Origin of the sequence: Klebsiella sp. C239, from assembly GCF_048822715.1 — a bacterium.
Classification (GTDB): domain Bacteria; phylum Pseudomonadota; class Gammaproteobacteria; order Enterobacterales; family Enterobacteriaceae; genus Klebsiella; species Klebsiella quasipneumoniae.
The window spans coordinates 100,213-124,838 of record NZ_JBMEZK010000011.1; the positions used below are offsets into that span (position 1 = coordinate 100,213).

A 24,626-nucleotide genomic window follows, 5' to 3' on the forward strand; every position below is an offset into this window, starting at 1 on the left:
TTATGTCTGGCATGGCGCAGGGAGCGCACAGGGGGCGGCCAGTCGCCGCCGCCCCCTGTACCCCCGGGCTCCGGCCAGCACCGGCAGTTTCAGCAACAATGGTGAAAAAATTAACGACAGGTCGTACGAATGTAGGCCGGGTAAGGCGCAGCCGCCACCCGGCGTAACACGCGCTGACTCAGAATCGCGTCACAAACGGCGCGGTATCCGGCAGGGCAATGGTGGTTGAGGCTTTCAGCTGCGGCGTGCCCAGATAGAGGAAGCCGACGATTTTATCCTGCTCGCGGCACCCGAAGCCGGCCCGCACCACCGGGCTCTCGGTCAATGCTCCGCTGCGCCAGATGCCGTTGAATCCCTGGGCCAGGGCCGCCATCTGCATCGCCATCACCGCGCAGCCAGCGGACATCTCCTGCTCCCAGCGCGGCACCTTCGGGTGGTCTTCACAGCGCGCCACTACGGTAATGATCAGCGGCGTGCGAAACGGCGCATTGCGGGCTTTCTCTATGCCCTTCTCATCCTGGCCGGCCTCCCGGGCCCCCTTTTCCAGCAGCTGACTAAAGCGTTCGCGGCCGTCATCGGCGATAATGAAAAAGCGCCACGGCTGCAGGGCGCCATGATCCGGGGCGCGCAGCCCGGCGCGCAGAATGTTTTCCAGCTGTTCGCCGGCCGGGGCCGGTTCCGCCAGGCGGGAAGCGCTGCGGCGATTAAGCAGTAGGTCGAGAGCATCCATCTGTATAACTCCTGTGATGTCATTTTTCATAAAATTAACATGCACAAGGATTTTGTTACAGCGCGGTCGGTGATTCCTGCTGACAACCGACGGCTCACTCTTTAGGATAGCCAGACGCGGCGGCCCCTGCGGCCTGCCCATTTTTAGATAACGTTAGGGAGAATACATGCGAACCCTTTGGCGACTGATTGCCAGCTTTTTTAAATGGACGTGGCGGATACTCAACTTTATTCGCAAACTGGCCCTCAATGCGATCTTCCTGGTGCTGGTGCTGGTGTGTATCGGCATCTGGAGCCAGTTCAGCAGCACCACCAGCGAACATGCCGCGCGCGGCGCGCTGCTGCTGGATATTACCGGCGTGGTGGTGGATAAACCGTCCGCCAGCAGCAAGCTCGGCGTAATTGGCCGCCAGCTGTTTGGCGCCAGCTCGGACCGTCTGCAGGAGAATTCTCTGTTCGATATCGTGCAGACCATCCGTCAGGCGAAGGATGACCGTAATATCACCGGTATTGTGCTGGATCTGAAAAACTTCGTCGGCGGCGATCAGCCCTCCATGCAGTACATCGGTAAAGCGCTGCGCGAATTCCGCGACAGCGGCAAACCGGTGTATGCCGTCGGCAGCAGCTACAGCCAGGGCCAGTACTACCTGGCGAGCTTTGCCAACAAAATCTGGCTCTCTCCGCAGGGGGAGGTGGACCTGCACGGCTTCGCCACCAACGGGCTGTACTACAAGTCGCTGCTGGATAAGCTGAAAGTCTCCACCCATGTCTTCCGCGTCGGCACCTATAAATCCGCCGTCGAGCCTTTCATTCGCGATGACATGTCCCCTGCCGCCCGCGAAGCGGACAGCCGCTGGATTGGCGAACTGTGGCAGAACTACCTCAACACCATCGCCGCCAACCGGCAGATCACCGCCCAGCAGCTCTTCCCGGGCGCCCAGGGCATTATCGATGGCCTGCGTAAGGTGGGCGGCGATACGGCGAAATATGCGCTGGACAATAAGCTGGTGGATGAGCTGGCGACCTCCACGGAAGTGGAAAAGGCGCTGACCAAACAGTTTGGCTGGAGCAAAGCGGATAACAATTACCGGGCGATCAGCTATTACGACTACAACGTGAAGACACCGTCTGACCAGGGTTCCGCCATCGCGGTGATCTTCGCCAACGGCGCCATCATGGACGGCGAGGAGACCCCGGGCAACGTCGGCGGCGACACCACCGCCGCGCAAATTCGCGATGCGCGCCTCGACCCGAAAATTAAGGCCATCGTCCTGCGCGTCAACAGCCCGGGCGGCAGCGTGACCGCCTCGGAAATCATTCGCGAAGAGCTGGCGGCAGCCAAAGCCGCGGGTAAACCGGTGGTCGTTTCAATGGGCGGCATGGCGGCCTCTGGCGGCTACTGGATCTCCACGCCGGCGGACTACATTGTCGCGAACCCAAGCACCCTCACTGGCTCCATCGGCATCTTTGGGGTGATCAACACCGTGGAAAACACCCTTGGGTCGATTGGCGTCCATACCGACGGCGTCGCCACATCGCCGCTGGCGGATATCTCCAGCACCAAAGCGCTGCCGCCGGAAGTGCAGCAGCTGATGCAGTTGAGCATTGAGAACGGCTATCAACGCTTTATCACCCTGGTGGCTAACGCGCGTAAGAGCACGCCGGAGAAAATCGACCAGATTGCCCAGGGCCACGTCTGGACCGGGGAAGATGCCAAAGCCAACGGTCTTGTCGACAGCCTCGGCGACTTCGACGACGCGGTGGCCAAGGCCGCCGAGCTGGCGAAGCTGAAAACCTGGCACCTCAACTACTATCAGGAAGAGCCCACCTTCTTCTCGATGGTGCTGGACAGCCTGACCGGTTCGGTACGCGCCTCGCTGCCGGCCGCCATTCAGGCCTGGCTGCCTGCGCCGGTGGCCGCGGCAGCCGAGACGGTGAAAGCCGAAAGCGACAAGCTGGCGGCGTTTAACGACCCGCAGAACCGCTATGCCTTCTGCCTGACCTGCGCCAACATCCGTTAATACGCAGCGGCTGCCCCGTCTCCCGGGGCAGCCTTTTTTCCGCACCTGCCAGCGCCGCCACAAAGCGAGCGGCCAACACTGTATTTTTTCCTCCGTCTCTTTATACTGCGCCTGTCTACGACCAACCTAAGCGATGCTATGCAAAAAAAATCGATTTACGTTGCCTACACCGGTGGGACCATCGGTATGCAGCGCTCTGAACACGGCTATGTACCCGTTTCCGGCCATCTCCAGCGTCAGCTGGCGCTGATGCCTGAGTTCCATCGCCCGGAGATGCCGGACTTCACGATCCATGAATACCATCCGCTGATGGATTCATCCGATATGACCCCTGAGGACTGGCAGCACATCGCCGACGATATCCGCAGCCATTACGAGGAGTATGATGGCTTTGTGATCCTCCACGGTACCGACACCATGGCGTTTACCGCCTCTGCGCTGTCGTTCATGCTGGAAAACCTCGGCAAACCGGTGATTGTGACAGGGTCACAAATCCCACTGGCCGAGCTGCGCTCCGACGGCCAGATCAACCTGCTCAATGCCCTGTACGTCGCCGCCAACTATCCGATTAACGAAGTGGCGCTGTTCTTCAACAATCGGCTGTTCCGCGGCAACCGTACCACTAAAGCCCATGCCGACGGCTTTGACGCCTTCGCCTCGCCAAACCTCGCGCCGCTGCTGGAGGCCGGGATCCATATCCGCCGTCTCGGTACCCCGCCGGCGCCGCAGGGCTGCGGAGAGCTTATCGTGCACCCCATCACCCCGCAGCCGATTGGCGTGGTGACGATTTACCCCGGCATCTCCGCCGACGTGGTGCGTAATTTCCTGCGCCAGCCGGTGAAAGCGCTGATCCTCCGCTCCTACGGCGTCGGCAATGCGCCGCAGAATGGCGAGTTTATTCAGGTGCTGGCGGAAGCCAGCCAGCGCGGCATTGTGGTGGTCAACTTGACGCAGTGTATGTCCGGTAAAGTGAACATGGGCGGCTATGCCACCGGCAATGCCCTCGCCCAGGCGGGAGTCATCAGTGGTTTCGATATGACGGTGGAAGCGACGCTGACCAAGCTACACTATCTGCTGAGCCAGCAGCTGGACGTTGACGCCATTCGCGCGGCGATGCAGCAGAATCTGCGTGGCGAACTGACCCCTGACGAAGCTTAAGGAGGACGTATGGCGCATCGAGCGCTGTTACTGGTTGATTTGCAGAACGACTTCTGCGCCGGCGGCGCGCTGGCGGTTCCCGAAGGCGACAGCACCGTCGAGGTGGCCAATGCGCTTATCGACTGGAGTCTGGCGCGCGGCGAGCCCATCGTCGCCAGCCAGGACTGGCACCCGGCGGATCACGGCAGCTTCGCCAGCCAGCACCAGGTGGAACCCTACACCCAGGGCGACCTGGATGGCCTGGCGCAAACTTTCTGGCCGGATCACTGCGTTCAGCACAGCGAAGGCGCGGCGCTGCATCCCCTGCTCAAGCAGCAGGCCATCGCCGCCGTGTTCCACAAAGGGCAAAACCGGGTCATCGACAGCTACAGCGCTTTTTTTGACAACGGTCACCGGCAGAAAACTGAACTGGACGGCTGGCTGCGTGGTCAGGGGATCGTGGAGCTGACCGTGCTCGGCCTCGCCACCGATTACTGCGTTAAGTTCACCGTGCTGGATGCCCTGGCGCTGGGCTACGCGGTCAACGTCATCACCGACGGCTGCCGCGGGGTGAATCTTCAGCCGCAGGACAGCAGCCAGGCGTTTATGGAGATGGCCGCCGCAGGCGCCACGCTCTATACCCTCGACGACTGGCGGGAAACCCACGCCTGATCCCTCCCCCGGCGCGTCCGCGCCGGGGGCTTCTTCTGCCGCTTCGTTATCGTCCATAAATTGAACTCTCTCGCAGTTTCAACAGGTTATTGCTGGTAGTCTGGCAAGGCTGTTTTTTCGCCACGCCATTTCCGTGGCGCGGTTATTTTTTTATGTCAAAGAGGAACCACTATGAAACGTTTGCCCTTGCTGGCAGCCTTGCCCCTGCTTTGCGCTTCCGCGCTCTCTGCCCAACCGCTGATGTCCGTCGGCTATTTCAACGGCGGCGGCGATGTCACTGCCGGGCCGGGCGGGGATATCGACAAGCTGGACGTCCGGCAGATCACCCATCTCAACTACTCGTTTGGCCTTATCTATAACGATGAAAAAGACGAGACCAACGCAGCCCTGAAGGATCCTGCTCATTTGCATGAGATCTGGCTGTCGCCGAAGGTGCAGGCGGATCTGCAAAAGCTCCCGGCTCTGCGTAAACAGAACCCGGACCTCAAAGTCCTGCTGTCGGTCGGCGGCTGGGGGGCGCGCGGTTTCTCCGGCGCGGCGGCAAGCAAAGAAACCCGGAAGGTGTTTATTCAGTCTGCGCAGGAAATTGTTGAAAAATATGGTCTGGATGGGATTGACCTCGACTGGGAGTTTCCGGTCAACGGCGCCTGGGGGCTGGTTGCCAGTCAACCGGCCGATCGCGATAACTTTACCGCGCTGTTAAAAGAGCTGCGCGCAGCGTTTGGTACCAGGAAACTGGTCACTATCGCCGTGGGCGCCAACGCCGAAAGCCCGAAAAGCTGGGTGGACGTTAAAGCGATTGCGTCATCGCTCGACTACATCAACCTGATGACCTACGACATGGCCTACGGCACGCAGTACTTCAACTCGAACCTGTATGACTCCAGCCACTGGCCGACGGTCGCCGCGGCGGATAAATACAGCGCCGATTTTGTGGTCAACAATTACCTGGCCGCCGGGCTTAAACCCAGCCAGATGAACCTCGGGATTGGTTTTTATGGCCGGGTGCCGAAACGGGCGGTCGAGCCGGGGATTGACTGGAGTAAAGCGGATGCGCAAAAGAACCCGGTCACCCAACCCTATTTTGGTCCACAGCAGATCGCGCTGTTTGCCTCGCTGGGCTATGACCTGAGCAAAGACACTTACGTGAAATACAATGATATCGTGGGCAAATTGCTCAACGATCCGCAGAAACGCTTTACCGAGCACTGGGACGATGAGGCGAAAGTCCCGTGGCTGTCGGTGCAGTCCGCGGAGGGCAAGCCGCTGTTCGCCCTCTCCTATGAGAACCCGCGCTCGGTGGCCATTAAAGCGGACTACATCAAGGCGAAAGGCCTCGCCGGAGCGATGTTCTGGGAGTATGGCGCCGATGACCAGAACCAGCTGGCCCGCCAGCTGGCGGAATCGCTGGGGATCAAACACTAATCGCGGCTGTTCCGCCGCATCGCCGCCGCCGGGCGGCGTGACGCAGGCAGCATCGCCGGCAATGCAGGTATATCGCGCCGCCCGGGATAGGTTATGATGCCTGTTATCCGCTGCGCCAGGGGCTGGCGCAGCTTAACCGTTTGACAGGAGGCAGGGGGCCATGGCCTATATCCCCAAAAATTACGCACGTCTGGAAGTGGGTTACCGCGAAAAGGCGCTCAAGCTCTTTCCCTGGGTATGCGGACGCTGCTCACGGGAGTTTGTCTACTCCAATCTGCGCGAGCTGACGGTGCACCATATCGATCACGACCACTCCAATAACCCGGAAGATGGCAGCAACTGGGAGATGTTGTGCCTTTACTGTCACGATCACGAACACTCCAAGTACACCGAAGCCGATCAGTATGGCTCCACGGTGGTAGCGGGCGAAGATGCGCAAAAGAGCGTCGGCGAGGCCACCTACAACCCGTTTGCCGACCTGAAAGCGATGATGAATAAAAAGTAAGCGAAGCGACTGACCGCCGGGCGCGGTCGTTGACGCTACCCTTGTCCGGCGCCGGATCACCCGACGCCGGAACGTCTCCCCGCCGGCCGGCGGTTTATTGCAACTTCACGGTGGCGATCGGCTTCGGCACGATGCCGAAATCTTCCTTCAGCTGCTGTTTGCTCTTCATCACCATCTGCCCGCGGGTGTCGATGGTCATATGCTGGGCGTCGGTGTTATACCGGGCCTGCCACAGCATCACCAGCTGCAGGCTGTTTTCCTTCTGCTCCGGCGTCAGCGCCACGCCATCCGGCCATTTTCCCAGCTCTACCGCCGTCGCCAGACGCTGATACACTTCCGGGGTCATGCTGTCGATAATTTGCTCAATATCCATCTTCCGCTCACCTCCACCTGGAATAATTTGCTGAATCGTTTCTTCAACCCTTGATCTGCTCGCCGTTCTGCTCATCGGTGAAGCAGAGCGACGCCGAATTGACACAATAGCGCTCGCCGGTCGGCTGCGGGCCATCCGGAAACACGTGACCGAGATGGGCATCACAATTTCCGCAGCGGATCTCAATGCGCTGCATGCCGTGGGAGCTGTCGTCCAGATAGCGAATGGCCTCTTCGCTTACCGGCTCGTAGAAGCTCGGCCAGCCGCAGCCGGAGTCGTATTTGGTCTGGGAGTTGAACAGCGGCGCATCGCACACCAGGCAGTGATACACGCCATTTTTCTTGTTGTGCAGCAGCCGTCCGGTGAAAGGCGGTTCGGTGCCATGATGTTGGGTTACGTAAAACTGCATTTCGCTCAAGCCGTTTTTCAGCTCTTCCGGGGAGGGTTTATTTGCCATGGGCTTACATCTCGCTTTGCAATGGACAACTTTCGCCCCAATTCTAACAAAACATTAACAATGAAGCGTACACTTTTGTTCTAAACTTATCCGGTGCCCACAGGCAGCCAGATAATTGTGACTTAAATCACGTTTTTATCTTAAATGCCCTTTAAAATTCCGCGCGCAGCCCCCATATGGAATTGGGCTCAAAGGGAGAGTGAGGCAAATCAATCGCGCAAGGTGTGCTCAGGATTGATTTGTCGCAATGATTGACACGATTCCGCTTGACGCTGCGTAAGGTTTTTGTAATTTTACAGGCAACCTTTTATTCACTAACAAATAGCTGGTGGAATATATGACTATCAAAGTAGGTATCAACGGTTTTGGCCGTATCGGTCGCATTGTTTTCCGTGCTGCTCAGAAACGTTCTGACATCGAGATCGTTGCAATCAACGACCTGTTAGACGCAGAGTACATGGCTTACATGCTGAAGTATGACTCCACTCACGGTCGTTTCGACGGCACCGTTGAAGTGAAAGACGGTCATCTGGTCGTTAACGGTAAAAAAATCCGTGTTACCGCTGAACGTGACCCGGCTAACCTGAAGTGGGACGAAGTTGGTGTTGACGTTGTTGCTGAAGCAACCGGTATCTTCCTGACCGACGAAACCGCTCGTAAACACATCACCGCTGGCGCGAAAAAAGTCGTTCTGACTGGCCCGTCCAAAGACAACACCCCGATGTTCGTTCGCGGCGCTAACTTCGACACTTACGCTGGCCAGGACATCGTTTCCAACGCATCCTGCACCACCAACTGCCTGGCACCGCTGGCTAAAGTCATCAACGACAACTTCGGTATCGTTGAAGGCCTGATGACCACCGTCCACGCAACCACCGCTACTCAGAAAACCGTTGATGGCCCGTCTCACAAAGACTGGCGCGGCGGCCGCGGCGCAGCTCAGAACATCATCCCGTCCTCTACCGGCGCTGCTAAAGCAGTAGGTAAAGTACTGCCAGAACTGAACGGCAAACTGACCGGTATGGCGTTCCGCGTTCCGACTCCGAACGTATCCGTTGTTGACCTGACCGTTCGTCTGGAAAAAGCAGCGTCCTACGAAGAAATCAAGAAAGCTATCAAAGCCGCTTCTGAAGGCGCAATGAAAGGCGTTCTGGGTTACACCGAAGACGACGTTGTTTCTACCGACTTCAACGGCGAAGTTTGCACTTCCGTGTTCGATGCTAAAGCAGGTATCGCACTGAACGACAACTTCGTTAAACTGGTTTCCTGGTACGACAACGAAACTGGCTACTCCAACAAAGTTCTGGACCTGATTGCCCACATCTCCAAATAAGTTGAGATGAAAAAGTAATCTGTAAGAGCGACTTCGGTCGCTCTTTTTTTTGTCTGCAGAGATAGGATTGCACAATGATAAATAAAATTTTTGCTCTCCCGGTGAATGAAACCATTTCGCCCGTTATCTCCCGTCGCCAGCTGGACGACCTGGAGCTGATTGTCATCGACCATCCGCAGGTGAAAGCCTCTGTGGCGCTGCAGGGGGCGCACCTGCTCTCCTGGAAACCCGCCGGTGAAGAAGAAGTCCTGTGGCTGAGCAACAACACCCCATTTAAACAGGGCGTCGCCCTGCGCGGCGGCGTGCCGATTTGCTGGCCGTGGTTTGGCCCATCGGCGCAGCAGGGCCTGCCGTCGCACGGCTTTGCCCGCAACCTGCCGTGGACCCTGGAAGGGCATGATGAAGACGACAGCGGCGTGATGTTGACCTTTGCGCTGCAGAACAGCGCTGAAACCATGAAGCTGTGGCCGCATGAGTTCACCCTCTATGCCCGCTTCAAGCTGGGCAAGACCTGCGAAATCGAGCTGGAAGCCCACGGCGAATTCGAGACCACCTCTGCCCTGCACAGCTACTTCAACGTTGGCGATATCGCGGCGGTGAAAGTGAGCGGTCTTGGCGAGCGCTATATCGATAAAGTGAAGAACGCCGAAGAAGGCGTTCTGAACAACGGCGTGCAGACCTTCCCGGATCGTACCGACCGCGTCTATCTCGACGCCGAAGGCTGCAGCGTGATCCACGACGACGCGCTCAGCCGCACGATCGACGTGGTGCATCATCATCAGCACAACGTGGTGGCCTGGAACCCGGGCCCGGCGCTGTCCGTCAGCATGGGCGACATGCCGGACGATGGCTATAAAACCTTCGTTTGCGTCGAAACCTGCTGCGTGACCCAGCCGCAGAAAGCCAGTGAAGAGACCCCGTCTCGCCTGGCGCAAACCATCAGCGTGAAAAAACGCTAACCGCAAAAAGCCCCGTTTATCACGGGGCTTTTTCTCTTCTCCACCTGGATGCGCTGTGGGTTAAACCATATCCAACCGGGTTTTCCGCGGCGGCGGCGGATAGAGGCGGTCCAGCTGCGCAAGCTCTTGCGGGCTGAGAACGATATCAAGCGCGGCGGCATTCTGCACCACATGCTCGATAGTCGCCGCTTTCGGGATCGCCAGCATTCCCGGATGACGAATCACCCAGGCCAGCAGCAGCTGCGCCACCGTCACGCCCCGCGCGTTAGCCATATTGATGATATCGGTATGCTGAAAAAGTCCATCGCGTAAGCGCCCCGCCTGCGCCAGCGGGCAATAGGCCATCACCGGCAGGGTGTGCTGCTGACACCAGGGCAGAAGATCGTATTCAATGCCCCGCGACGCGAGATGATAGAGCACCTGGTTGGTGGCGCAGCGTTCGCCGCCCGCCGTGCGCCACAGCGCCTGCATATCGTCGGTGTCCAGATTGGAGACGCCCCAACGGCGGATTTTGCCCTCGGCCACCAGCCTTTCCATCGCCTCGACCGTCTCCTGCAGGGGGATATCGCCCCGCCAGTGCAGGAGATATATATCCAGATAGTCGGTCTGCAGCCGGCGCAGACTGTTTTCACAGGCGCGGCGCATCGCCGCTCCGCCGGCGTGCCAGGGATAGACTTTAGAGACCAGCGTCACCCGGTCGCGCAGGCCGCGGATCGCCTGGCCCACTACCTCCTCCGCCCCGCCGTCGGCATACATCTCCGCGGTATCGATTACCGTCAGGCCATGGTCGATGCCCGCGCGCAGTGCAGCCACCTCCTGCTGACGCTGCGCCGCGTTCTCGCCCATATACCAGGTTCCCAGCCCGATGGCCGGAACTGCCGCCTGCTCGCCAAAGCATACTGTTTTTTTCACCATCGTCTCCTTCTTCGCGCCCTGCACCACCATAAAGCAAAACAGGGCGCGAAGCCCTGTTTTGATGCATAAAGCGCACTGTAATAATGCACAATCAGAAGGTGTAGGTGATCCCGGTTGAGATCAGACCGCTCCAGGATTTGTCCACCATCGGGCTATCGGTGATTTCATCCGACAGACGCGTGTAGCGCGCAATACCGTATACGCTCCAGTCGCCGAGGAAGCGATAGTTGGCCGCCAGCTCCAGATACGGGTTCCAGCTGCTGTCCGGATCGTAGCTGCGCATCCCGCTGCGACGGGACTCATGCTGCGAGACGCCATAGTAGTATTCGTTCTGATTGTCGCTGTTCCACTCGACGCCAATGCCCGGCGTCAGCGTCAGGTTCCCGTTGGTGTAGCGGTACAGCCAGGCGAGATCCCAGTTGATACCGTTGCTGTTATCCAGCGTATCGCCGGCAATCGTCGTGCGCAGGAAGCCATAGGGCGTGTTGTGGACATAAGAAAGACCGGCCATCACGGTCGATTTACGTTTATCCAGGCGACGCATTTGTTCGCTATCGCTGTCGCCCGGCTTGAAGTACATCGGCGACCAGTAGGCCGTTATCGACAGCTTATCGTTGGTATCATTCCACAGGTAGTAACCCCCGCCCAGACCGTGGAACCAGAAGTTATCGCTCTCATAACTAATGACCGGCACCGGATAAACATCCGCATCATACTGCTTGTACGGATGCTCAACGATGCCGACGCCAGCCCCAAGCGTGAACTTCCCATCGGCATGCGCCGCGCTGGCGGAGGTCGCAATCAGCACGCCGAGTGCCAGAAGTTTGATTTTAGTCACAATCCATATTCCCGTTGTCAAATAATCAGCCCGTGCAGTTTACCGTCGTAGGTCTCATGCCTCAAATTCTTTACCCGATATGACACAAATCGTTCACTTTCCCACCCTTCTCTTACCATCTGGTGACAGCCCGATGACAGCTTCACGTCCCGGCGAATCAAAAAGCGTCTTTTTCAGGATGAGTTATTGATATGTCATTGAAATTGATTTTCTGCGGCATGCAAGATTTCTAAATGCATCTACGCTTAAATTTAGAAGGTGTAATTGCAGGGCACATTCACGCTACCCCACCCGCAACCTGGCATAAGGGTTGCTGGATACCAGGAGAGCGATGTTCAGCTTATGTCTTCCGGGGGCCCCCACTATTCATATGAACGGCTCTCAACCTGTGCTAAAAAACGAAAGGACGGCATGCCATGAATATATTCGATCACTATCGCCAGCGCTATGAAGCTGCCAAGGACGAAGAGTTCACACTGCAGGAGTTTCTTACCATCTGCCGGCAAGATCGCAGTGCCTATGCCAATGCGGCAGAACGTCTGTTGATGGCCATTGGTGAACCCGTCATGGTTGATACGGCTCTCGAGCCGCGGCTATCCCGTCTCTTTTCAAACCGGGTCATCGCACGCTATCCGGCGTTTGAAGAGTTTTACGGTATGGAAGACGCTATTGAGCAGATCGTTTCCTACCTCAAGCATGCCGCCCAGGGGCTGGAAGAGAAGAAACAGATCCTCTATCTGCTGGGACCGGTGGGCGGTGGTAAATCATCGCTGGCTGAACGGCTGAAAGCCCTGATGCAGCGCGTGCCTATCTATGTGCTGAGCGCCAACGGCGAGCGCAGCCCGGTTAACGATCACCCGCTGTGCCTGTTCAATCCGCAGGAGGATGCGCAGATCCTTCAGAAAGAGTATGGCGTCCCTACCCGCTATCTCGGCACCATTATGTCGCCGTGGGCGGCCAAACGCCTGCATGAGTTTGGCGGCGATATCACGAAATTCCGCGTGGTCAAAGTCTGGCCATCGATTCTTGAGCAGGTCGCCATCGCCAAAACCGAACCGGGCGATGAGAACAACCAGGATATTTCGGCGCTGGTGGGTAAAGTGGATATCCGTAAGCTGGAACACTATGCGCAGAACGACCCGGACGCCTACGGCTACTCCGGTGCGCTGTGCCGCGCCAACCAGGGGATCATGGAGTTCGTCGAGATGTTTAAAGCGCCGATCAAGGTGCTGCATCCGCTGCTGACCGCGACCCAGGAGGGTAACTATAACGGGACCGAAGGGATCTCCGCCCTGCCGTTTAACGGGATCATCCTTGCCCACTCCAACGAATCGGAATGGGTGACCTTCCGTAATAACAAAAACAATGAGGCCTTCCTCGACCGCGTCTATATCGTCAAAGTGCCTTATTGCCTGCGGATCTCCGAAGAGATCCGTATCTATGAAAAACTGCTCAACAGCAGCGAACTGACGCATGCGCCATGCGCCCCGGGCACTCTGGAAACGCTGGCGCGCTTCTCGATTCTGTCGCGCCTGAAAGAGCCGGAAAACTCGAGCATCTACTCGAAAATGCGGGTCTATGACGGCGAGAGCCTGAAGGATACCGACCCGAAAGCGAAATCCTATCAGGAGTATCGCGACTACGCCGGGGTGGATGAAGGGATGAACGGGCTCTCCACCCGCTTTGCCTTTAAGATCCTCTCAAGGGTGTTTAACTTCGACCATGTTGAAGTGGCGGCCAACCCGGTGCATCTGTTCTATGTGCTGGAGCAGCAGATTGAGCGCGAACAGTTCCCGCAGGAGCAGGCCGAGCGCTATCTGGAGTTCCTCAAAGGCTATCTGATCCCGAAATACGCCGAGTTTATCGGCAAAGAGATCCAGACCGCTTATCTGGAATCCTACTCCGAGTACGGGCAGAACATTTTCGATCGCTATGTCACCTACGCTGACTTCTGGATCCAGGATCAGGAATATCGCGATCCGGACACCGGGCAGCTGTTTGACCGTGAATCGTTGAATGCCGAGCTGGAGAAAATTGAGAAGCCGGCCGGGATCAGCAACCCGAAAGACTTCCGTAATGAAATCGTCAACTTTGTGCTTCGCGCCAGAGCCAACAACAGCGGACGTAATCCGAACTGGACCAGCTATGAGAAACTGCGCACGGTTATTGAGAAGAAAATGTTCTCCAATACCGAAGAGCTGTTGCCGGTCATTTCGTTTAACGCCAAAACCTCAACCGATGAGCAGAAAAAACACGACGACTTTGTCGACCGCATGATGGAGAAAGGTTACACCCGCAAACAGGTTCGCCTGCTGTGCGAGTGGTACCTGCGGGTTCGTAAATCGTCCTGATGCGTCCAGCCCGGCGGTGCGCCGCCGGGCCAACTGCAGCTGAATGATGATAAGTAAAGTTGGCTAATGCAGTACAGGAGGGCATATGACCTGGTTCATAGACCGACGCCTGAACGGGAAAAACAAAAGCGCCGTCAATCGTCAGCGCTTTTTGCGCCGTTATAAGGCGCAGATTAAACAGTCGATCTCCGAGGCCATCAACAAGCGCTCGGTGACCGATATTGAGAGCGGAGAATCCGTCTCGATCCCGACGGACGATATCAACGAGCCGATGTTTCATCAGGGTCGCGGCGGGCTGCGCAACCGCGTCCACCCGGGCAACGACCATTTCGTGCAAAACGACCGCATCGAACGCCCGCAAGGGGGCGGCGGCGGCGGGGGCGGCGGTCAGGGGCAAGCCAGCGCCGATGGCGAAGGGAAGGATGAGTTTGTCTTCCAGATTTCGAAAGATGAGTACCTGGATCTCCTGTTCGAAGATCTCGCCCTGCCGAACCTGAAGAAAAATCAGCACCGGCAGCTGAACGAGTTTAAAACCCATCGCGCGGGCTTTACCTCTAACGGGGTGCCGGCCAACATCAGCGTGGTGCGTTCGCTGCAGAACTCGCTGGCCCGCCGGACGGCGATGACTGCCGGCAAGCGCCGTGAACTGCGCGCCCTGGAGGAGGATCTGGAGACCATCAGCCGCAGCGAACCGGTGCAGCTGCTGGAGGAGGAGCGCCTGCGCAAAGAGATTGCCGAGCTGCGGGCTAAAATTGAACGGGTGCCGTTTATCGACACCTTTGACTTACGCTACAAAAATTACGAAAAACGGCCGGAGCCCTCCAGCCAGGCGGTAATGTTCTGCCTGATGGACGTCTCAGGCTCGATGGACCAGGCCACCAAAGACATGGCCAAGCGCTTTTATATCCTGCTGTATTTGTTCCTCAGCCGGACCTATAAAAACGTCGATGTGGTCTACATCCGCCACCATACTCAGGCGAAAGAGGTGGATGAACACGAGTTCTTCTACTCTCAGGAGACCGGCGGCACCATCGTCTCCAGCGCCCTGAAGCTGATGGATGAAGTGGTGCAGGCGCGTTATGACCCGGCGCAGTGGAACATCTACGCCGCCCAGGCGTCGGATGGCGACAATTGGGCCGACGACTCCCCGCTGTGCCACGAACTACTGGCGAAGAAAATTCTGCCGGTGGTGCGTTATTACAGCTATATCGAAATTACCCGCCGGGCGCATCAGACCCTGTGGCGCGAGTATGAACACCTGCAGGCGACCTTTGATAATTTCGCCATGCAGCATATCCGCGACCAGGAGGATATCTACCCGGTATTCCGTGAACTGTTTCACAAACAATCGTCTAAAAGTGAAGCGTAGTGAAATACTCAGCCAGTGAGTCGAGTGACTTGCTGGCTATTTTCCTCAGACACAAGGCCCGATGGCACAGCCATACATCATGTAAAACGGAAACAACGGGGCCATGGCGACGGCGCCAAGCGAGCTAATCGTTTTGGTCTTATCATTGATTGATACCACAACGGGGTGCGCTAACTGGTAGGCGGCGGCCAGATCTGATGCGTCCGATGCCGTCCAAAATCCTGTCGCTTTAAACAACACCCCGAGGCGTTCGTTATCAATCTGCACCGCATGATACTGATTCACCAGCTCGCTATGCTGCCCGGCATCCAGTTTGCGCTGATCCATCACCACCAGATATTCCGCCGTTACCTCATGTTGTTCCACGACAAAGTTAACCCGCACGCCGGAAGCCTGTTGGTGAAAGCGCTCATAAAAGGTCTTATAACGCTGATATTCCTCAGGCACACCGTCACGGACAAAGCGGTAACTGTATTTCGCTGAGCTGGCGACAATACCGGACTCTGTGGGTTTCATCGCCACAATGGTATCCCGAGGCGGCAAGTTTGGCGCGCTGGTACAGCCTGCGAGCATCGCCACTACGACCAGCGATAAGATATATTTCACCATTTTCAGCCGTTCCTGTTCGCGATTTTCTCTATGACATCTGGCGTTTTTTTTAACACTCCAGGTACAAATCCCTCACCCTGTGTATCATAACTGCCTAATCTGCTTCAAACATTCGCGTGATCGTCAGCGTTGAACTGTTTCTACTCTCAGGAGCCTGCTATGACCCCTTTTTATCAATTGACGGCTAACCGCCTGCGCGGACAGCCCCTCTCCATGGTTGACTATGCTGGCAAGGTGGTTCTGGTGGTGAATACGGCCAGCCATTGTGGCTTCACGCCGCAATATGCTGGCCTTGAAGCGCTCTACAAAAAGTACGCGGCTCAGGGGCTGGTTGTGCTTGGGTTCCCCTGCAACCAGTTTGGCAAGCAGGAACCCGGCGGTGCGGATGAAATCGAGCAGACCTGTCACGTTAACTACGGCGTGAGCTTCCCGATGTTTGAGAAAGTGGACGTCAACGGCCCTGCCGCGCATCCGCTGTTTCGTTATTTGAAACAAGCGTTGCCCGGCGTGCTCGGCGGACGGATCAAGTGGAATTTCACCAAGTTCCTCATCGGTCGCGACGGCACTCCCCTCACGCGTTTTGCGCCGTTCACGACGCCGGAGAAAATGGAAGCCGCCATTGTTGCCGCACTCAAACGCTAAGTGTTCCTGTCATTCCACGTTCGCCCAACGGTGGCTGGCTGCCCATGCAAGGTAGAGGTCGATCTCACGCGGCCAGCAACCGTCTGTGGTTGGCCTAACTTCCGCCTGCCCGACACGCAGCCTACAGCGGCGACACGGCCTCAACCTCATGCTGAAACACGTAGGGGTCGGAGAGCAGTTCGAATACTTCGTCGTCCGGATAGGTGACCGCGACGTGATAGTCTTCGCCTGCGAAGGCTTTGACCGCCGCGAGATCCTGCCAGTAGGTGGCGAGAAAGAAATGCGCCCATTCGCCCTGGTTTTCCCGGCGCACCAGCGCGCCCCTGTTGCCGGGGATACCTCGGGCGTGTTCCACGCCGGTCAGCTCAAGGTGCTTTGCAAACCCCTCGGCATGTTGCAATGGCACACAGCCGTGCCAGGTCCTGACAATCATTTGCGTTCTCCTGTGGTAATCAACCTCTCACCCTAACATCGACAGACATTTTTGGGGGAGCGCAACAAGGCGGTGCTGGCAACAACACAAAATTATTTTGCCGGACGGGGATATCCCCTCACTCTGCAGTATTTTCGACTGCGGCGCAGCATTGGGCCGAATATTGCGCGGTGAGTATGACTGTTAGCGGGCGCGGAAAAAATCGTGGCTCGTCAGCCCCGGGGGGTCTTATCGATACACGCCCAAGCCGCGTCCCTTCAGGGCATCGCCAGCCGCTCTTGATGATCCGCAAAGAGAGCGATGAGATGGTCGGCGAGAACCCGCACGCGTCTTGACCCGGCCAGGTCGGAATGCATCACCAGCCAGAGGGTCTGATCCGCGCCGATCTCCGGCTGCAGGCACTGCAGGCCGCTGGCCCGCGCCATAAAGTGCGGCAGGACGCCCAGTCCGAGGCCCGCGGATACCGCGGAAACCTGGGCCACGAGCGTATTGGCTTCGACTTTACACGGCCGGCCGCGCAGGGTGCGCGTGATCCATTGGGCGGCCGGCAGGTGCTGGTGAGTTTCCGGCCACCCCACAAAGTCCGCCTCGCTCAGCGACAGGCCGTCCGCCCTGGCCAGATAGCCGGCGGCGCCATAGACGCCAAACCCCACCGTCCCCAGACGCTTTAACGTCAGATGCCCGGCCTCAGGCTTGACCATGCGGATCGCCAGATCGGCATCCCGACGGTGCAGGTTCACCGGCTGCACGCCGCTCAGCACCTCCACCCGCAGCTCGGGATATTGCTCCAGGAGCCCTTTCAGGGAGGGCAGAATAAAATGCGTGGCCAGGTTGTCCGCGGTGGCCAGGCGGACAACCCCGGCGACATGCCCCTGCAGTTGCGCCGCTTCGCCGAACGCCAGGCCTGCGTATTCCAGCGCCTCAGCCCGCGCGAGCAGGGCTTCGCCATCGTCGGTCAGGCGATAGCCGCTCTGATGGCGGCTGAAGAGCGGAACGTTCAACGCCTGCTCCAGCCGATCCAGCCGGCGGGAGACCGTGGCAATCCCCATGTTCATCTTGTCGGCGGCGCCGCTCAGCGTTCCCGCCCGGGCGATGGCGAGGAATATGCGCGCATCATCCCAGTTAAATTCTGCGGTCATCTATTTTCCATTTATGGAAAACGACTCTCCGTTTTCCGCTCTTTTTTATCATTTTCGCAGGGATGATACTGCACACCACTCGCGGAGACAACCAGGCCATCCGGTCGCCTGCTCGCTCCTCACCTGAACGTCCGCGCACCGCGCGGAACGCACCTTTCCTAAGGATACGCCTGATATGAAAGAGATTGCTTTACCCCTCCACCCGGCGCCGGCGCGCGTCTGGATAGCCGTCGTTGCGCTCGGGATCTGCGCCTTTTCGATCGTCACCAGCGAACTGGCGCCGGTGGGCATGCTCAGCGCCCTGGCGGCGGATTTTCACCAGACGGAATCCGGCATGGGCCTCGCCGTCACCGCCTATGGCTGGGTGGGCGCCCTGGCGGCTCTGCTTTCCGGCGCGATGCCGGCGCGTATTTCCCGCAAGGCGCTACTGGTCGGGCTGATGCTGATCCTGGCGCTTTCCTGCCTCGCCGCAACCCGGTCTTATTCGATGTTCGCCCTGATGAGTGCCCGCATGATTGGCGCCCTGGCCCATGGAGCCTTCTGGGCCTTAATTGGCATCGTCGCCGCGCAGCTGGTGCCGCCGCACCGGCTGGGGCTGGCCACGGCGATCATTTTTGGCGGCGTGTCGGCGGCAAGCGTAGTGGGGGTACCGCTGGCGAGCTTTATCGCCACCCTGGCGGGCTGGCGACACGCGTTTATGGCGATGGCCTTGCTGTCACTGGCCGCCGCTGCGGCGCTGTGCTCAACGCTGCCCCCGCTGGCCGCCCCTGCCTCCGTCAGGCTGCGTGTTTATCGCGATATTTTCCGCAATCCGCTGCTCGGTGGCCTGTATGGCGCCACGGCCTGCATCATTACCGCTCACTTTGCCGCCTTCACCTACATTGAACCGCTGCTGATAAATCTGCAGGGAGTCCCGGCGACCGCCCTCTCCGGCCTGCTGCTGCTGTCAGGGGTTTCCGGGCTGCTGGGTAACGTTATCGCGGGTAAGCTTATCGATCGTCATCTGAAGGGGCTGATTTTCGCTGCGCTGCTGCTGAGCGGGGGCGCGCTGGCGATCCTTGGCGCCGCCCGTCTTGCGCCACTGCCGTTCTGTTTTAGCGGGCTACTGTTAGCCCTGTGGGGCGCCGGCATCGCGATTGTGTTCGTCGGCTTACAGACCTGGCTGCTGCGCAGCGCGGGCGCGGTCGCCCAGCCGGCGTCAGCCATTTACGTGGCCATTTTTAATGCCGCCATCGGCACCGGGGCGCTTGTCGGCGGCCAGCTGATCGCCTCAGCTGGCCTGTCGGGAATGGTGTGGCTGGCGGCGGGGATCATGGTGGGCAGTACGCTGCTGATCGCCCTGCTGAAAGCGCCCTCGGCCCGCTAAAGGCTGCCCTGTAAAACCGCGTTTTCACGGTCCAGAGTGAAGACCTGCCACACGACGCGGGTCGCGCTCAAGGTAAAAATAGCCGTCGCCAGCGTATTTTCCTCATCCGGATCGTCGGGAGACAGCCGGTAAATCGGTAACAGCGGATCCTGCTGGTCGGAGAGCATCGCTTTCGCTGTCACGCCATCCAGCGGCGGGTTCGTCGCCAGCCATGCGTCCAGGCGCCGCTGGCGCGAACCGGAGCTCCCGGTCACGATCTGTTCAATGGCCGCAAGCTGGGGATGGATCAGATGGTTGGCATGCCCGCCGGTGGCGGACAACTCGAGCACCGAGCTGCCGGAGCCGGTGGCTTCCACGCTAAACAGACGGCTATCGCCCATCTGGCCCAGGGTGTGGTGAAACGCGCCCGCGCGCGGCGTGGCGCTCAGCAAAGTGACGGCTTCCTCTAAGGTGGCGGCGTTCAGCGATGCGCGGGCCACAATCTGGCGCGGCATGCCGTCCGGACGATGCACGGCGCGAATATTGTTGACCGTATTGACTATCCCCTTCTCATTCACCGCGAAGGTATGCCCGCACAGGGAGCCGGGATAGGCAAAGCTGGTGAAGGCGAGGCCCACCTCAGGGGTTACGCTGACGATGGCGCACTCTTCACGCAGCTGCGGGAAGCCGTCTTCATTGTGCGCAATGATCAACGCGCCCTCCGGGCTTCTCCCCGCCAGGGTGGTGCAGCCATCTGACGTCGAACGTACCAGATCGCCGCGACAGTTCCAGGCGAACACCTCATCCACCGGCGCCTGCAGCCCCTCCGCCATGCCCTCCAGCTCCTGCCAAATCAGCGGGAACTGCGCCTGCACGGCTGCACGCATGCGCTGGGTCTGTTCCGCCGTTTTCAGGGCGGTTACGGTTTGCCACAGCGCCGTTTGCCTGATTTTAGTATGCCAGGCCTCACGACCAAACGCGCCAAGCTGCTGACCGACCGCATAGGCGGAACCACGGATTGCGATTGTTTTCATATTGTCATCATTCACTTATGTTCAGGATACGTGTTGCAAAAACTCTTGCAGACGCGGATTGCTGCTGGCCGTGAGCAGCGCCTCAGGTGAACCATCTTCGGCAATGGTGCCGCCATCAATAAAGATCAACCGGGAAGCCACCTCTCTGGCAAAGCCAATCTCATGGGTCACAATCACCATCGTCATGCCCTCTTCGGCCAGGGATCGCATGACCTTTAACACCTCATGCCGCAGTTCGGGATCGAGGGCGGATGTTGGCTCATCAAATAACATCATTTTGGGTTTCACCGCCAGGGCGCGCGCTATCGCCACGCGCTGCTGCTGACCGCCCGAGAGCTCTGCCGGATAGTGGTTGGCGCGTTCACGCAGCCCCACGCGGTCCAGCAACGCCAGCGCCTGCTCACGCGCCGCGGCCTTGCTCTGCTTGCGCACGCGAAGCGGACCGAACATAACATTCTCAAGGGCGGTCAGATGCGGGAATAAATGAAACTGTTGAAACACCATACCGGCTTCGCGGCGAATATCACACTCATTCGCGTGCGGATCCGTAATGTGCATGCCCGCCACCAGCAGCGTTCCCGAAGAGATCGCCTCCAGCTTGTTAATACAGCGCAGCAGGGTCGATTTTCCCGAGCCGGACGGGCCAATGATCACCACCACCTCGCCCGCTTCAATCTTTAAATTGATATCGTGCAGCACCTGAGTGGCGCCGAAGTTTTTCGCCACCGCGCTAAATTCGACCATGCTCATAAAATATGGATCCTTTTCTCAAGTTGTTTCAGCAGGAAGCTCAGGCACAATGTCAAAAACAGATAAATCATCGCCACCGCCGTCCACACCTCCAGCGCCCGAAAATTGCCGGCAATAATCTCTTGTCCCTGACGGGTTAATTCTGCCACGCCAATGACAATAAACAGCGAGGTATCTTTAATACTGATAATCCACTGATTGCCTAATGCCGGGATCATCCGCCGAAAAGCCAGCGGCATAATGACATGCCACAGGGTGCTGCGCGGCGATAATCCCATCGCCAGGCTGGCTTCTTTAAATCCTTTATTAATCGACAGAATCGCCCCCCGGGTGATCTCCGCTATATAAGCCCCGGAGTTAATCACAATGGTGATAATGGCGGCGGGAACCGGATCAATACGCACCGGCAACACCATCGGCAGGGCGAAGTAGATAAACATCACCTGCACCATAATTGGCGTCCCGCGGATGACTTCCACAAACACCAGCGATACCGTTTTAGATATTTTTCCGCCTAATGCGCGGCAGGTCCCGGCCAGCAAACCAATGATTAATCCACCTAACAAACCTGATAACGAAATAATCAGCGTCAGCTGCAAACCTTGCATCAGCAGCGGCAATGCATCCCAAATATAGCGACTGTCAAAATTCATGCTTCTACCCGTAAAGAAAATATGAGGTCGGATCGCTCCGACCTGGCAGGGTTATTTCGGCTGTTTAGCAAACCACTTTACGTAAATCTTGTCGTAGGTGCCATCGGCGCGCAGGGCCTGCAGGGCCTGGTTGACTTTTGGCGTCAGGCTGCTGTTTTTCTGCATCGCAAAGCCATACTGCTGTGGCAGAATGCTGTCCGTCTCACCGGTGGATTTGACCTTGCCGTTACCCGCCGTCTTCACGTAGTAAAGGACATTCGGTGAATCATGAACCACGGCATCGAGATTACCGGCCTGCAGGTCAAGGTAAGCGTTATCGATATTCGGGAACTCGATATAATTCGCTTTATATTTGCTTTTCATAAAGCTGGCTGCCGCTGTCCCCTGCTTAAGGCCGACTTTTTTCCCGGTCAAATCGCTGAATTTAACAATGGAGTTGTCGGTACTTTTCACGGCCATGAGCAGGTCGGCATTATAATATCCTTCGCTGAAGTCCACGACCTGCTTGCGCGCATCGGTAATCGTTATTCCCGCCATCGCCACATCCAGATTACGCGACTGCAGACCGGGGATCAGGCCGCCGAAATCCATCGGCCTTAATTCGTAGCTGATATGCATTTTCTTCGCAATCGCGTCCCACAGATCGATATCAAAGCCGACATATTTATCGCCTTGTTTAAATTCAAATGGAACAAAGGCAGTATCGACACCCACCGTTATTTTATCTTCTGCTGCTGTCACAAAACTGGCTGAACAAATAACTAATGCCAGCGTCAGCTTTAATTTCTTAAATAATCCACTCATAATTACCCTCAGCGTCAGTGAAATAGCCTACAACGAACGTCATCCTGCGAAATATCTCGCCGGAAGAATTAATAATAAGAGCTGATATGCCGGGCGCAGTTTTATGCGCCCGAATAAAATCGATAACTTATTCAGAAAACAGAGAGTCAGAGGTATCCGGTACTGGCGTTTGCGCGCTGTTCATCACCATGGAGAGAAAACTGTAATAACCGTTTATTCCAATCAGATCCACCACGCCCTTCTCGCCCCATAACTCAATGGCTTGTTGCCAGGTCTCATCGCTGACCTTTTGCTGTTGATGCAGCTGCTGACAGAAGTCATAGATCGCCTGCTCATCGGGCCGCAGATCCGCGGGCCGGCGCCTTTCCTTAATCGCCTGCACCGCCGCGGCAGAGATCCCTTTCTCGCGTGCTATCGGCGCATGGATCGCCCACTCTACCGGCTGCGACCAGTGCCGCGCGGTCAGCAAAATCGCCAGTTCAGAAAGACGCTGGCCCAGCGCGCTGCGATAGCGCAGGTACTCCCCCATACGCTGGGCATGCGCCATCAGCTCGGGGCTACGCAACAGCGGTTCAAAGGGCGGCAGCAAGGCGCCGCGCGGTCCGTTGATGATCTCTTCCGCTAACTGACGCTGCCGATCGTCCCATTCCTGTTCCGCCAGGGGCGGTAAACGATTGATCATAATTTCCCCGTCTCTTCGCGGATCACGCTGTTCAGGGTATCGACCACAAAATCGAGCTGCGCCGGGGTGATGATAAACGGCGGTGCAATCAGGATGTGGTCGCCAGACTGGCCATCGATCGTGCCGCCCATGGGATAGACCATCAGTCCGCGCGCCATACAGTTTGCTTTGATCGCGGCGTGCAGCTTCAGGGCAGGATCGAACGGCGTTTTGTCGTCTTTATCGCGCACCAGTTCGACCCCCGCAAACAGGCCACGTCCGCGCGTATCACCGACATGCGGTAACTCCCCCAGCACCTCGCGCAGCGCCTTGTGCAGATAGGCGCCCTGCTGTTTGACAGCGTCCAGTAAATTATCGCGCGCGATCACCTGCTGCACCGCCAGGGCTGCCGACGCGGCGGTGGCATGACAAATGTAAGTGTGACCGTGCTGGAACAATCCGCTGCCCGCCTTCAGCGCGGAGACGATGGTCTCACTCGCCAGCACCGCCCCAATCGGCTGATAGCCTCCGCCGAGTCCCTTGGCGATGGTCACTAAATCGGGCACCACGTCGTCCTGTTCAAACGCATGCAGCGTCCCGGTCCGCCCCATACCGCACATCACCTCATCCGCGATGTACAGGATGCCGTATTTGTCGCACAGGCGGCGGACCCCTTGCAGATAGCCCGGCGTCGGCGGCGTGGCTCCCGTCGTCGCTCCCACCACGGTTTCCGCACAGAAACCGATGATCGTTTCCGGGCCGGCCTCAAGGATGGCTTGCTCCAGCTCATTGAGCAGACGTTCGGTATACTGTTGCTGGGTCTCGTCAGCCCGGCGATCGCGGTACTCATTGCAGGCGGAGACGCGGATAACATCCATTAATAAGGGGGCAAACTGGCGACGGCGCCATTCGTTCCCCCCCACCGCCAGCGCGCCCAGCGTATTGCCATGATAGCTCTGTTTACGGGCGATAAAGCGGGTGCGCGATGGCTGGCCGATCTCCACAAAGTACTGCCGCGCCATCTTCAGCGCCGTCTCTACCGCCTCAGAACCGCCCGAGACAAAGTAGGCGTAGTTAAGCTCGCCGGGCGCCGTGCGGGTGAGATGTTCGGCAAGCTGCTCGACGGCATCGCTGGTGAAAAAGCTGGTATGCGCATAGGCCAGCCGATCGATCTGGCGGTGCATCGCCGCCAGCACATCAGGATGCGCGTGTCCGAGGCAGGAAACCGCCGCCCCGCCACAGGCATCAAGATACGGTTTTCCCTGGGCATCAAAGATATAGGCCCCTTGCGCACGTGAGGCCACCATCGGCGTGCTACGCAGGCTGCGGTGAATGACATGACTCATACTGGGTTCTGCTCCTGAATCCGCTACATTAATTGAGCGTATCTTGCAGGATCCATTTGGATCACGTCAACGAATTAAAGATATAAATGCATCCATTATACTTATGACTGATACATTTGAATCATT

At 57.9% G+C, this 24,626-nt stretch carries 26 protein-coding genes; 12 read left to right on the forward strand and 14 right to left on the reverse strand.

The genetic code is table 11. The features are described from left to right. Positions 1 to 178 precede the first annotated feature (178 nt). On the reverse strand, positions 179 to 730 hold the full coding sequence (locus ACOI6Z_RS23445; protein WP_420687527.1) for an NAD(P)H nitroreductase: 552 nt from the start codon (positions 728 to 730) through the stop codon (positions 179 to 181). A gap of 166 nt (positions 731 to 896) precedes the next feature. Between ACOI6Z_RS23445 and sppA the strand changes: the two genes are divergently transcribed. From sppA to yajD, 5 genes are all read left to right on the forward strand, one after another. Then, positions 897 to 2,750: a signal peptide peptidase SppA gene (sppA, locus tag ACOI6Z_RS23450; protein ID WP_004203792.1), complete on the forward strand. Its 1,854-nt coding sequence runs from the start codon at positions 897 to 899 to the stop codon at positions 2,748 to 2,750. A 138-nt stretch (positions 2,751 to 2,888) separates the two neighbouring features. Beyond that, positions 2,889 to 3,908, forward strand: a complete 1,020-nt coding sequence (gene ansA / locus ACOI6Z_RS23455; RefSeq protein WP_032452508.1) for an asparaginase — start codon at positions 2,889 to 2,891, stop codon at positions 3,906 to 3,908. A 9-nt stretch (positions 3,909 to 3,917) separates the two neighbouring features. Then, entirely contained in the window at positions 3,918 to 4,559 is a 642-nt protein-coding gene (gene pncA, locus ACOI6Z_RS23460) for a bifunctional nicotinamidase/pyrazinamidase (protein ID WP_048334778.1), read from the forward strand. Between the two features lie 171 nt (positions 4,560 to 4,730). Continuing rightward, the gene (locus tag ACOI6Z_RS23465; RefSeq protein WP_032452507.1) at positions 4,731 to 5,984 is read left to right on the forward strand and encodes a glycoside hydrolase family 18 protein; all 1,254 of its coding nucleotides are present in this window, start codon (positions 4,731 to 4,733) and stop codon (positions 5,982 to 5,984) included. A gap of 160 nt (positions 5,985 to 6,144) precedes the next feature. Then, complete coding sequence (gene yajD / locus ACOI6Z_RS23470; protein WP_002901254.1) at positions 6,145 to 6,489, forward strand: HNH nuclease YajD; 345 nt, start codon at positions 6,145 to 6,147, stop codon at positions 6,487 to 6,489. Between the two features lie 94 nt (positions 6,490 to 6,583). On the opposite strand, the gene ACOI6Z_RS23475 is transcribed toward yajD, so the two are convergent. Both ACOI6Z_RS23475 and msrB read right to left on the reverse strand, forming a co-directional pair. Beyond that, positions 6,584 to 6,862, reverse strand: a complete 279-nt coding sequence (locus ACOI6Z_RS23475; protein ID WP_004203787.1) for a YeaC family protein — start codon at positions 6,860 to 6,862, stop codon at positions 6,584 to 6,586. Between the two features lie 43 nt (positions 6,863 to 6,905). Further along, complete coding sequence (gene msrB / locus ACOI6Z_RS23480; protein ID WP_064154869.1) at positions 6,906 to 7,319, reverse strand: peptide-methionine (R)-S-oxide reductase MsrB; 414 nt, start codon at positions 7,317 to 7,319, stop codon at positions 6,906 to 6,908. 337 nt (positions 7,320 to 7,656) lie between these two features. On the opposite strand from msrB, the gene gapA reads away from it, so the two are divergent. Continuing rightward, positions 7,657 to 8,652 (forward strand): glyceraldehyde-3-phosphate dehydrogenase, encoded by a 996-nt coding sequence (gene gapA / locus ACOI6Z_RS23485; protein WP_004203784.1) that lies wholly within the window; start codon positions 7,657 to 7,659, stop codon positions 8,650 to 8,652. 74 nt (positions 8,653 to 8,726) lie between these two features. Next, on the forward strand, positions 8,727 to 9,611 hold the full coding sequence (locus ACOI6Z_RS23490) for a D-hexose-6-phosphate mutarotase (protein WP_023289274.1): 885 nt from the start codon (positions 8,727 to 8,729) through the stop codon (positions 9,609 to 9,611). Positions 9,612 to 9,671: 60 nt separating this feature from the next. Here the strand turns inward: ACOI6Z_RS23490 and ACOI6Z_RS23495 are convergent, their stop codons facing one another. Together ACOI6Z_RS23495 and ACOI6Z_RS23500 are read right to left on the reverse strand one after the other, a co-directional pair. Next, positions 9,672 to 10,526, reverse strand: coding sequence for an aldo/keto reductase (locus tag ACOI6Z_RS23495; RefSeq protein ID WP_044522302.1), 855 nt, complete (start codon positions 10,524 to 10,526; stop codon positions 9,672 to 9,674). Between the two features lie 91 nt (positions 10,527 to 10,617). Continuing rightward, positions 10,618 to 11,364, reverse strand: a complete 747-nt coding sequence (locus tag ACOI6Z_RS23500) for a MipA/OmpV family protein (RefSeq protein WP_023289272.1) — start codon at positions 11,362 to 11,364, stop codon at positions 10,618 to 10,620. A 416-nt stretch (positions 11,365 to 11,780) separates the two neighbouring features. Here ACOI6Z_RS23500 and yeaG point away from each other — a divergent pair, with 416 nt between their 5' ends. Continuing rightward, positions 11,781 to 13,715: a protein kinase YeaG gene (yeaG, locus tag ACOI6Z_RS23505; protein WP_004203779.1), complete on the forward strand. Its 1,935-nt coding sequence runs from the start codon at positions 11,781 to 11,783 to the stop codon at positions 13,713 to 13,715. 85 nt (positions 13,716 to 13,800) lie between these two features. Beyond that, a complete protein-coding gene (locus ACOI6Z_RS23510) occupies positions 13,801 to 15,084 on the forward strand; it encodes a YeaH/YhbH family protein (RefSeq protein WP_012968476.1) in 1,284 nt (427 codons plus the stop codon). Between the two features lie 45 nt (positions 15,085 to 15,129). On the opposite strand, the gene ACOI6Z_RS23515 is transcribed toward ACOI6Z_RS23510, so the two are convergent. After that, positions 15,130 to 15,693: a hypothetical protein gene (locus tag ACOI6Z_RS23515; RefSeq protein ID WP_065812727.1), complete on the reverse strand. Its 564-nt coding sequence runs from the start codon at positions 15,691 to 15,693 to the stop codon at positions 15,130 to 15,132. A gap of 159 nt (positions 15,694 to 15,852) precedes the next feature. Here ACOI6Z_RS23515 and ACOI6Z_RS23520 point away from each other — a divergent pair, with 159 nt between their 5' ends. Further along, positions 15,853 to 16,335 (forward strand): glutathione peroxidase, encoded by a 483-nt coding sequence (locus ACOI6Z_RS23520; RefSeq protein ID WP_065812726.1) that lies wholly within the window; start codon positions 15,853 to 15,855, stop codon positions 16,333 to 16,335. Between the two features lie 121 nt (positions 16,336 to 16,456). On the opposite strand, the gene ACOI6Z_RS23525 is transcribed toward ACOI6Z_RS23520, so the two are convergent. Further along, the gene (locus ACOI6Z_RS23525; protein ID WP_032452501.1) at positions 16,457 to 16,768 is read right to left on the reverse strand and encodes a hypothetical protein; all 312 of its coding nucleotides are present in this window, start codon (positions 16,766 to 16,768) and stop codon (positions 16,457 to 16,459) included. Between the two features lie 91 nt (positions 16,769 to 16,859). On the opposite strand from ACOI6Z_RS23525, the gene ACOI6Z_RS23530 reads away from it, so the two are divergent. Beyond that, positions 16,860 to 16,955 carry a hypothetical protein gene (locus ACOI6Z_RS23530; protein ID WP_224222709.1) on the forward strand — a complete coding sequence of 32 codons (96 nt, stop codon included), beginning with the start codon at positions 16,860 to 16,862 and terminating at the stop codon, positions 16,953 to 16,955. 70 nt (positions 16,956 to 17,025) lie between these two features. On the opposite strand, the gene ACOI6Z_RS23535 is transcribed toward ACOI6Z_RS23530, so the two are convergent. After that, on the reverse strand, positions 17,026 to 17,907 hold the full coding sequence (locus ACOI6Z_RS23535) for a LysR family transcriptional regulator (protein ID WP_065812724.1): 882 nt from the start codon (positions 17,905 to 17,907) through the stop codon (positions 17,026 to 17,028). Positions 17,908 to 18,082: 175 nt separating this feature from the next. Between ACOI6Z_RS23535 and ACOI6Z_RS23540 the strand changes: the two genes are divergently transcribed. After that, positions 18,083 to 19,273, forward strand: a complete 1,191-nt coding sequence (locus tag ACOI6Z_RS23540; protein ID WP_048297305.1) for an MFS transporter — start codon at positions 18,083 to 18,085, stop codon at positions 19,271 to 19,273. Here the strand turns inward: ACOI6Z_RS23540 and ACOI6Z_RS23545 are convergent. From ACOI6Z_RS23545 to ACOI6Z_RS23570, 6 genes are all read right to left on the reverse strand, one after another. After that, entirely contained in the window at positions 19,270 to 20,286 is a 1,017-nt protein-coding gene (locus tag ACOI6Z_RS23545) for a C45 family autoproteolytic acyltransferase/hydolase (RefSeq protein WP_064158349.1), read from the reverse strand. The two genes, ACOI6Z_RS23540 and ACOI6Z_RS23545, sit on opposite strands and share 4 nt — an antisense overlap. 21 nt (positions 20,287 to 20,307) lie before the next feature. Next, on the reverse strand, positions 20,308 to 21,030 hold the full coding sequence (gene glnQ / locus ACOI6Z_RS23550; protein WP_032429131.1) for a glutamine ABC transporter ATP-binding protein GlnQ: 723 nt from the start codon (positions 21,028 to 21,030) through the stop codon (positions 20,308 to 20,310). A 2-nt stretch (positions 21,031 to 21,032) separates the two neighbouring features. Beyond that, the gene (gene glnP, locus ACOI6Z_RS23555; RefSeq protein ID WP_065812722.1) at positions 21,033 to 21,689 is read right to left on the reverse strand and encodes a glutamine ABC transporter permease GlnP; all 657 of its coding nucleotides are present in this window, start codon (positions 21,687 to 21,689) and stop codon (positions 21,033 to 21,035) included. Between the two features lie 51 nt (positions 21,690 to 21,740). Next, complete coding sequence (glnH, locus tag ACOI6Z_RS23560; protein WP_023289263.1) at positions 21,741 to 22,493, reverse strand: glutamine ABC transporter substrate-binding protein GlnH; 753 nt, start codon at positions 22,491 to 22,493, stop codon at positions 21,741 to 21,743. A 127-nt stretch (positions 22,494 to 22,620) separates the two neighbouring features. After that, positions 22,621 to 23,175, reverse strand: coding sequence for a carboxymuconolactone decarboxylase family protein (locus tag ACOI6Z_RS23565; protein ID WP_023289262.1), 555 nt, complete (start codon positions 23,173 to 23,175; stop codon positions 22,621 to 22,623). Next, positions 23,172 to 24,500 carry an aspartate aminotransferase family protein gene (locus ACOI6Z_RS23570; RefSeq protein ID WP_065812721.1) on the reverse strand — a complete coding sequence of 443 codons (1,329 nt, stop codon included), beginning with the start codon at positions 24,498 to 24,500 and terminating at the stop codon, positions 23,172 to 23,174. Before ACOI6Z_RS23570 ends, ACOI6Z_RS23565 begins: the two co-directional genes overlap by 4 nt. Positions 24,501 to 24,626 lie beyond the last annotated feature (126 nt).